General features: G+C 68.6%; 4 protein-coding genes and 1 other RNA gene. All 5 read right to left on the minus strand.

Going from position 1 to position 9,578, the window contains the following annotated elements; translation table 11 throughout:
• Positions 1 to 108: 108 nt before the first annotated feature.
• Positions 109 to 1,926: a DNA helicase RecQ gene (recQ, locus tag OXU43_06085; GenBank protein ID MDD9824722.1), complete on the minus strand. Its 1,818-nt coding sequence runs from the start codon at positions 1,924 to 1,926 to the stop codon at positions 109 to 111.
• A 79-nt stretch (positions 1,927 to 2,005) separates the two neighbouring features.
• Complete coding sequence (locus tag OXU43_06090) at positions 2,006 to 3,388, minus strand: hypothetical protein (GenBank protein ID MDD9824723.1); 1,383 nt, start codon at positions 3,386 to 3,388, stop codon at positions 2,006 to 2,008.
• A gap of 27 nt (positions 3,389 to 3,415) precedes the next feature.
• Complete coding sequence (locus OXU43_06095; GenBank protein MDD9824724.1) at positions 3,416 to 5,758, minus strand: multicopper oxidase domain-containing protein; 2,343 nt, start codon at positions 5,756 to 5,758, stop codon at positions 3,416 to 3,418.
• Positions 5,759 to 5,835: 77 nt separating this feature from the next.
• Positions 5,836 to 8,568 (minus strand): DUF2339 domain-containing protein, encoded by a 2,733-nt coding sequence (locus OXU43_06100; protein MDD9824725.1) that lies wholly within the window; start codon positions 8,566 to 8,568, stop codon positions 5,836 to 5,838.
• 266 nt (positions 8,569 to 8,834) lie between these two features.
• Positions 8,835 to 9,189, minus strand: a transfer-messenger RNA (tmRNA) gene (gene ssrA, locus OXU43_06105).
• Between the last annotated feature and the right edge of the window lie 389 nt (positions 9,190 to 9,578).

Consider the following 9,578-nt stretch of genomic DNA (forward strand, 5'->3'; position numbering starts at 1 on the left):
GCAGGCGGGAATTCAGCGGAAGGATAGCGCGGGACGCGCACATTCGCGCGATTGGCGGGGAGGGGGCGGCGGCGCGTTTCGTCGCGTCGCGGCCGCGCTTTCGCGGCTTCACGCTTGATTCAGGAGCGCGAGAAAGTCCTCGCCGTATCGTTCCAATTTGCGCTCGCCTATGCCGCTGATCTGCGCCATTTCCGCCAGCGTCTGCGGCTTGGTTTGCGCCATTTCGATCAGCGTCGTGTCATGGAAAATGATATAGGAAGGTATTCCTTGCCGCTGCGCCAATTCGGTACGCAGCCGGCGCAGGGCCTCGAATAATTCCCGCTCTTGCGCGGACTGCGCCGTAACGCCGGCGGCGGGGCGCCGGCTGCGGCGCGATCCTGCCGCCGCGCGCGGCGCCGGCCGGCGAAATTCGAAGCCGCGTTCGCCGCGCAGCACGGCCCGGCTCGCTGCCGTCAGCTTGAGCGAGCCGTGTTCGTCTTCCACCGTCGCCAGGCCGGCCGCGATCGCCTGCCGGAACAGTCCGCGCCACTCGATGGCGCTCAGTTCCCCGCCAATGCCGTAAGTCTTGATGCGGTCGTGTCCGAAGCGGCGGATGCGCGGGTCGTCTTTGCCCAGCAGCACGTCTATGAGGTAGTTGACGCCGAACCGCTGCCCGGTGCGGTAGATGCAGGAGAGCGCCTTTTGCGCCGCCACCGTGCCGTCCTCGGTGCGCGGCGGCTGCAGGCAGTTGTCGCAGTTGCCGCAGGGCGCCGGCAGCGTCTCGCCGAAGTGTCCGAGCAGCACCTGGCGGCGGCAGCCGGAGGTCTCGCACATCCCCAGCAGGGCCTCGATCTTGCGGTGCTCGATACGCATCCGTTCGTCTTTCAGTTCCGAGTTCGCCAGCAGCTGCCGCAGCAGGATCGCGTCCTGCAGGCTGTAGGACATCCAGGCGTTCGCCGGCAGCCCGTCGCGCCCGGCGCGCCCCGTCTCCTGATAGTAGGACTCGATGCTCTTGGGCAGGTTCAGGTGCGCCACGAAGCGCGCATTCGGTTTGTCAATTCCCATGCCGAAGGCGATCGTGGCAACGATGATGACATCGTCCCCTTGCAGAAAGCGTTCCTGGTTCCGCCGCCGTTCGGGCGCCGGCAGTCCGGCGTGGTAGGGCAGCGCTTGCCGCCCCCGCCGGGTTAGCCAGGCGGCGGCCTGCTCGGTGCGCTTGCGCGTCATGCAATAGACGATGCCGGAGTCGCGCGCGTGTTCGTTGGCCAGGAAGCGCCACAGCGCCTCCTGGGCCTGCGCGCCCGCGTAGATCGTGTAGCGGATGTTCGGCCGGTCGAAGCCGGTGATGAAGCGCTGCGCGCCGTCCAGCCCCAGCACGGCGGCGATCTCTTCGCGCGTGCGCCGGCTCGCCGTGGCGGTCAGCGCGATGCGCGGCACCTCCGGGAAACGCTCGCACAACAACGACAGCTGCCGGTACTCGGGGCGGAAGTCGTGCCCCCAGTGCGACACGCAATGCGCCTCGTCAATCGCGAACAAGGCGATGCGCGCCGCGGTCAGCAACTCCAGCGTCCGTTCGGTCAGCAGCCGCTCCGGGGCGATATAGAGCAGATCCAGCGCGCCGCGCCGAAATTCCCGCTCGACCTCGAGCGCCTCTCCGTAATTCAGACTGGAGTTGAGAAAAGCCGCGCGCACGCCGTATTGCCGCAGCGCATCCACCTGGTTTTTCATCAGCGCGATCAGCGGCGAAACCACGACGCCGCAACCTTCGCGCACCAGGGCCGGGAGTTGGTAGCACAGCGATTTGCCGCCGCCGGTCGGCATCAGCACCAGGGCGTTTTGTCCCCCAAGCAGCGTGGTTACGATCTCCTCCTGCATAGGGCGGAAATCGCGGAAGCCGAAGACCTTGCGCAGGGTCCGCAACGGCGTGCCGGGCGCCGCCGCGCTCATGTCGGCGCTCGGCCGCGGGGCGCAAATCGTCGCAACGTAGAGGCGGTCATTTCCGACTCTGCCGGCGGGGAGCGCGCCCCTATTGCTGTCGCCCGCCGGCGGCCGGCGCCTGCCGCGCCGCCGCGCCCAGGGGGAGGGGGGCGTAGCAGTCTTCCGGCAGCCGCTCTCCCGTTTCCGGGTGCCGCAGCGTGCGCTTGAGCACGAAGTCGAAGAGCAGGGGGTTGTAGCCGTAGATCTCGTTCAGCGCCTCCCGTTCTTCGGCGGAGATCATCCCGCGTCCGACCAGTCCCCGGGTCGGGTTCAAGTAGGCGACGGCAGGGATCGGGTAATCGCTCCCGTTCACCATTCGCCGGTGCAGCGGCCCGCCCGGCCGCGCCTCCTCCATGACCCGGAGCAGCAGCTCCTGCGAACCCCGCAGGGCGATATTCGCGTCCAGCGTCATTGCGGAGATCTCGCCGAACAGGCGGCCCCGGTAGCGCGGCATTTTCATCAAGGCGAGAAAGCGCTCGAAGTAAGACTGCCCCGTGTCCGGGTCGCGCCCCTCCCTGCCGCTGTGCAGGGCGACGACGGTTACCCCGCGGTCCAGGGCCTTGCGCAGCCGGTACGGGTCGTCGAAGCGCCGCCGCTGCGCGCCGCTCACTCGCAGGGTGTGCTCGGCGCCGGTGTGCACCAGCAGCGTTATCTCCCGCCGCGCCAGTGCGCCGTAGGTTTCCCCGGACACTTTTTCCAGGTCTATGTTCATGGCCGACGGCAGCCACTTGAGGTGCCGCACGCCCCGCCGCGCCAGCCGCTCTACTTCGCGCTCGAAATCCGCCCGGTAGGGATGTACGGAGGCGACCGGCACTACGCGCGTCCGGTTGCGGAGATTCCGCTCCGGGCCGGCCCCCTCCAGTTCGCGATTCAGGCGCCCGCTCAGCGCCAATACGTAATCGTTGGGCACGTACAGGTCCGTGCGCTTGCTGTCGGCTTGCCCCCGTTCGTCGTGAAAGGCGTCCATGGCGTACAGATAGAAATGGCTTTCCACCCGCCGCCCGGCCGGCGAGTGCCGGCGCTGCACGTCCTGGAAGTGATGCAGCAGCAGTGCCAGCCGGCGTTCGTACTGCGTGTCCAGCTGTTCGTAGTCCGCCACGCCGCTGGCGCTCATCAGGACGGCGGTCTTGAGCCGCGACAGCGGCCGCCAGGGCGAGCGCAGGTCGGGGTGGATGTAGGCGCGGCGACTGCGCGCATGCGTACCGCGCGCCACGGCGTGTACGTGGTGGTCGGCGAGCGTCAACTCGTTGCCGCCGGTGCGGAAATCGAATGCCTCCGCCACCAGCGCCTTGGCGCGGGCGCCGATATGCGCGTCCATTTCCGACGGCGCCCCCCGGAATGCGCCGCCGAACGAACCGACCCACTCCGAGCAACCCGTCAGCAGTGGCGCCAGCAACAGGCATCCCAGGCATTGCCTTGCGGCTGCGTTCAAGTGGCTGCGTTCGCTATGTTGGGCGGCTCAGTTTCTGAGCAGGATGCCGATACCGCCCTGGAAATCGCTGTCGTAGGTCGCCGCCAGCAGGAATTTTTTGTTTAACTCGTGCGCCAGCAGCAGCCGGTATTCGCCGTCGGTGCGGTATTTCCATTCCAGGCTGAGGCGGTTCGAGAGTTGCAGTTCCGAGGACAGGCCGATCTCCGTTTCGCCGCCGGAGTAGAGCCGCAGGTCGGACTCGATCAGCAGCGGCAGGGTGTAGTGGATGCCGGCGATCGCGCGGGTCTCGCGTTCGTCGTCGTGCTCTTCCTCCAGATTGACGCCGGCGTAGCCGCCGAGGAAGCGGCTGAATCTGCGCTCGTAGATCAGATGCGCTTCGTAGTCGTCGCGGTAGTCGTAGTGGAACTCGGACTCTACGCTGTTGGCCGCGGTTGCCGCCTTCGCTTCGCCCAGCAGCATGTTCGACAGCAACCCCGCCGTGCCCGCCAGATACCATTGGTCGCGGATCAGCGGCGGCTGCCTCCGCGGGGGCGTTTGCGGATCTGCGTAGGCGTCGTAGGCGTCGCCGGTCGCGGCCAGCGCCAGGCCGCGCGGCGGCAACGCCGGCATCCCGGCGCCGCCCGCGGCGGCCGGGGAATCCCCGCCGGGCGCGGCGGCCCTCGGTTCCGGCGCCGTTTCCCCGGGTTCGGTCTCCCCGGGTTCGGCCTCCGCGGGGGCGGTCTGTTCGGGGCCGGTGTCGCCGTAGGAGATCACGCGCGCCATGCCCGCCTTCATGTGGTAGAGGATGTGGCAATGGAACAACCAGTCCCGGTCCTCGGTGGCGGCGAACTCAATGGCGACGGTTTGCAGCGGCGGCACGTTGACCGTGTGCTTCAGCGGGCTGTAGTCTCCCTGGCCGTTGACAACCCGGAAGAAATGCCCGTGCAGGTGGATCGGGTGGTTCATCATAGTCTCGTTGACCATCGTGAAACGCACGTTCTCGCCGTGCCGGATCTGCACCTTGTCCGCGTGCGCCAGGATCGCGTCGTCGAAGGACCATGTGTAGCGCTCCATGCTGCCGGTCAGGCGGAACGTGAACTTGCGCCACGGCGCGTCGGCGGGCAGGGCGGTGGACGCCGTCGCCTTCAGCGCGCCGTAATCCTGCAGGTATTCGATTGCCTCCCCGGCGCCGCTCCCCGCGCCCGCGTGTTGCCCCGCTTGCCCGTGCCCGTCTTCCCGCGCGCCGTGCCCCGCTCCATGCATCTCATGCATCCCATGCATTGCGTGTCCCTCGTGACCGTCGCCGTGGCCGCCGTGGCCGCCGTGGTCGTGCCTGGCAAACAGATCGGGAGGCGGCATGTCCGGCGCGGCCACTTCCGGCCCCGTGCCGAGCAGCGCGGAACTGTAACCCGTGCCGTCTATCGAGGTGGCCCGCAGCTCGTATGCGCGCCCGTCCGGCGGGACCTCGACCACGATGTCGTAGGTCTCGGCGATGGCCATGCGCAGCTTGCGGGCCTGCACGGGTTCCACGGCGACGCCGTCGGCGGCGACGATGGTCATCGGGCCGCCGGCGTACTCGATGTGGAAGTAGCTGGCGGCCGCGCCGTTAATCATGCGCAGCAAGACCTTTTCTCCCGGCTCCGCCGGCAACCGTAGCCGGCGCTTGCCGTTGGCGAGGAAGGCATCGTAGCCGACATCGGAGAGATCCATCGGTCCCATGCGCTCCCAGGACTGCCGGTACTTGTTTTTCAGCGCCTGCGCCCCCTGCCGCAACGCCGCCGCCCACGACTGTACGCTGCCTTTCTTGAAGGCATAGTAATCGTCGTCCTTTTTCAGGTTGGCGAACACCTGTTCCGGCAGTTCGTCGGTCCAGTCGGAAAAGAGCACCGCGTACTCCCGGTCGCTGGCTGCCGCCTGGCGCATGCGTTCCCCCCGGGGCGGGCGGAAAATGAGCGCGCCGTACAGGCCGCGCTGCTCCTGCAGGCCGCTGTGGGAGTGGTACCAGTAGGTGCCCGTGTGCGTTACCGGGAACTGGTAGGCGAAGGAGGCCCCCGCCGCGATCGGCGGCGTGGTCAGGTAGGGGACGCCGTCCTGGTCGTTGGGCAGCAGGACGCCGTGCCAGTGTACGGAAGTCTCCGTGTCCATCTTGTTGACGAAGACGACGCGCAAGGTATCGCCCACATGCGCCTCGATCGTGGGTGCGGGGATCTGCCCCTCTATGGTCATGGCCTGGGCCGGGCGGCCACTGTAATTGACCTCCGCGTAGCGGACCTCGAACCGGTACTCGACCAGTTCGGCGCGGGCCGTGCCGGCCGCGGCGCCGGCCAGCGCCAGCGCCGCGAGTGCGCCGGCGCCGGGTGCGATCATTCGTTTCATCTTCGCCTCCGACATTCGCGTCTGGCACGCAGTATATACCGGCGGCGCCGCCAAGTCCGGTTCCCGCTGTCCCGTTTCCATGGCAAGGCAAGTCAGGTGACTTTCCCCGCCGCCGGGTCCGCCCCGGCGGTCCCGTCGTGCGCGAACACCACCCGGGCGTAGAAATAACTGAGCCCGAGCAGGCTCAGGCCCAGCCCCAGGAAGGAGAATACGCGGTACAGCCCCTCCAGCTCGGAGGCGTCGTAGAGGAATACCTTGCCGACGGTAAAGAGCAGCACGGCCAGCGAGGCATAGCGCATCGTTCGTTCCCGCCGCAGGAAGCCGGCGCCCAGCAGCCCCAGGCCCAGCAGCAGCCACGCCGCCGAATAGGCGTAGATCTCCGCGTTGCTTGCCGTCCCCGCGTCCAGATATTCGCCCTGGAAGAAGTGGCGCACGTTGCAGCTCGCCAGTGCGAATAGCAGCACCAGCGCAAAGCCCTGAGCGCCCCGGGCCCCCCGCTGCCAGCCGGCGCGCGCCAGTTCCCCGCCCGCCAGCCAGAGCCATGCCAGCGGCAGTCCGTAGGGCAGCAGCAGGGCGTTCAGCAGCGGCCAGCCGCCCACTCCCTGGTGCGTCCAGAACGGGTTGTACAGCAGCAAGTCGAAGTAGGCGATGCGGAAGGCGGCGAGGCCGCAAAGGACTATCCCGCTCCATGAGAGCGCCGCCCGCTGCAGGCGGCGCCCGGCGTACAGGCAGGCGACCCCGAGCGCGAACAGCGCGTTCGTGGCCGTGCCGCGCTCGGGGAAACTGGCCAGCGCGAAGGCGGCCGCGGAGTCGAAGGGGCCGGCATGGAAACCGTGCCGCACCAGGTAATATCCCATAACGGCGGTCAATCCTGCCGCCGCCGCTTCCAGCGCCCATATGCCTGGGCTGTCTCCCCGCCGGCGCAACAGGATGGCGGCGCCCATCAGCAGGAGCGCCGGGACTCCAAGTTGCAGCACGGGCCAGCGGGCGATGGGCATGAATTCTTGAAGAAACGAGGGAAATCCGACAGCGAAGAGACTGCGGAAGGCGAACCAGGACAGCAGTCCCAGCTGCGGCAACAGCAGCACGCCGAAAATCAGCGCCAGGGTCAGGGCGAGAGGGCGCAACGCCCGTACCGATACCCGGCCGCCCAGCCACGCCACCGCCAGCGCCTCTGCGGCCAGCGCTACCGGCAGGGCCTCGCGCTGCAACTCGACGGCCGCCGCGAGCGCCGCCAGGGCCGTGGCGGCCACCGAGCATACGGCCAGCATCTCTTCCCGGCGCGGATGGCCCCGGTATTGTTGCAGGACCCGGTACGCGGCGCGTACCGCCAGCGCCGCCAGCGCCAGTGCCGCGGCCCCCCAGAGCAGCGGCACGGAGGCGAAGCCCCCGCGGTCGTGGAGCGCGTGATAGGCCAGCAGGTAGTAGCCCAAGCCGGTGGCGCCGGCCAGTCCCGCCCACAACAGGGGCCGTTGCGCGCGCCAAGTCAGGAAGTAGCCGCTGCCTGCGTAGATGGCGGCGAAGGCGCCCAGGGTCAGCGCGAAGGCGCCCGGGTCGTCCGTCTCCCAGGCGAACAGCATGACGGCGTTGACGGCCATGGACACCCAGGGCGCGAAGCCGTACCGCCGGTCGTCGAAATAGGCGAGACAGACGGCGCCCGCCGCGAACAGCCCGAACAATGCCCATTCCATCGGCCCAAACCCGGCCTGGCCGGCGACGATTCCCATCAGCAGCATGGCCCCGCCCAGCCCCGCGTAGTTCAGCGCGGCAGCCAGCCGCGGCATCCTCCCGGCGTCTGCCTCGCGCCGGGGGGTGCCGGCGACGATGGTGGCGCTCACTGCCAGCAGGAACAGCCCCAGCCACACTGCGTCCCCTGGCGCCCGGCCGGCGGCGATCCAGCCGATCACCCACAGGAAGATGCCGAGCAGCGCGGGGATCGAGAGCAGCCACCAGCCCCGCTGCCCGATCACCGCCATCAGCCCGGCGAATACGGCGTACAGATAAAGGAACAGTCCGGCTGCCGAGGGGTCGCGGGCGCCTGCCAGGGCCGGCGCCAGGAAGCCGCCCACCAGCCCCAACAGGGCGATGGGCGGGCCGTGGCGCAGCGAGAGCAGGACGGCCGCTCCCGTGGTCGCGGCCATGCCGAGGAAGCCGGCCCATCCCGGTATCAGCCGGTACAGGCTGGCGGCGGCGAACAGGGATGCGTAGAGCACGGCGATCCCGGCGCCGGAGAGGGCCTGCGCGATGCGCATGCCGTTGGCGAAGGCGGGGCGGCCGCGCACCCAGTGGCCGGCATACAGCATGCCGGCGCCCAGGGCGCCGCCCAGCAGCACCCGCACCGCCGGGCTGAGCAAACCTTGCTCGAGCGAGTACTTCACCAGGAAGAAGCCGGCCAGCGCCAATGCGATCCCGCCCACCCACACCGGCAGGCGCTCTCCGAATTGCCGTTCGAGGCCCATGGCCGCCGCGCCCGCGGGCGCCGGGCGCGCCGCTTCCCGTTCCTGGGCTGCGCCCGATTCCCGCCCGCGCTCCGGTTCCGGGGCTTCGGTTGCCGGCCGTTCCCCCCTGGGTTCCGGTATCGGGGGCGCCGGCGCCCCCGATTGCGCCTGCCAGGCGGCGTCGGGCACGGGCGGCCGTTCGGCTTTCCACTCGTCGGGGACCGCTATCCCCTTGTTTTCGAGCAGGCTCAGCAGGGCCCCGATCCGGTCCTGCAGAAAGCGGGTCTCTGCCCGCAAGTCCCGGACGGCTCTAAAGTTGATCCAGGGCAGGACAAGACCGGAGACGGCGCCGAAGCCGAGCAACGCGATGATCCAGATCGTTCCCATTGTTCTCGATGACCCAGATGATTCCGGTTGTTTCTCTACCGCACGGGCGGGGCCGTCCCGAAGCCAGGGCGGTTGGCCCCTGCGCGGGTGTCATTATGTCATCCCGCGCAAGGCGCAGACAATGAATGACGCGGTGACCTCCCTGCAGCGCCCCGCGGCGCCGATAGCGCGGGAAGGAGGGGGGGAGAGAGTCGCAACCGGGCTTGCGACGGAGGGCGCCGCGCCGCAAGAGCGGCCCCGGTCGGTTCTCCGGAATGGGGGGCTTATGGTGGAGGCGGCGGGAATCGAACCCGCGTCCGCGAGACCTCCATCCTCGAATCTACATGCTTAGCCGGCTCTATATTTTAACCGTCCGCCACCGAGTGGCAGGTGGCCTGACGGCGATTCCCCAAAGTTTTTAACGGGTTGGCCGGGGACGGGCCGCGCCGCGAGCTTGCGAAAGATGCCCCCCGATTCGGACGCGCAAGCACGCCTCGTACCGGGAGCTGGCCTTGATTTACGCAGCCAGTGCGTAGTTGTCGTTGTCGGCAACTATCTTGCTTGCAGCTGGATTTACGAGGTGCGCTGCGCCTCGGCATGCCTCTTGGACTTCGTGACCCACGTCGATGCCAGTACGCCCCCGGCATGACGGATCGCGCATCCGCAGCGTTTCCGACTCCTGAGCATATCGCCGCATCTCCGCCGGCGCAACCCGGAGCATATGGATTCGCCGCTTTACATCCCAGGGGGGAGTGATGGGAAAAATGAGGGGAAAACGGGAATAGCGGAATAAGGAAGCCGCTTTGCTTCCCTTCGATTGCGGAACGGCTTGCAGGGCGCGCAGGCGGCGGGCGATTGCGTCCAGGCAGGGCAGGTGCGGAGGCCGCCGAGCAGGCCAGGGGGCCAGGCTACTCGGTTGCCGTTTCGCCCGCCCCGACCTGCAAGCCGCCGCGCTTCGCCCCCGATGGCCCGGCGCCGGCATTGTCCTTCGGGGCAACCGAAATGTTCAGCCCGCGTATCAGCAAATCGAG

The sequence above is a fragment of the Gammaproteobacteria bacterium genome, assembly GCA_028817255.1.
GTDB lineage: Bacteria > Pseudomonadota > Gammaproteobacteria > Porifericomitales > Porifericomitaceae > Porifericomes > Porifericomes azotivorans.

Bases quoted from the DNA above. Each gene is read 5' to 3' on its own strand.
- recQ (MDD9824722.1), bottom strand. From the start codon at position 1,926: ATGAGCGCGGCGGCGCCCGGCACGCCGTTGCGGACCCTGCGCAAGGTC.
- OXU43_06095 (MDD9824724.1), bottom strand. From the start codon at position 5,758: ATGTCGGAGGCGAAGATGAAACGAATGATCGCACCCGGCGCCGGCGCA.
- OXU43_06100 (MDD9824725.1), bottom strand. From the start codon at position 8,568: ATGGGAACGATCTGGATCATCGCGTTGCTCGGCTTCGGCGCCGTCTCC.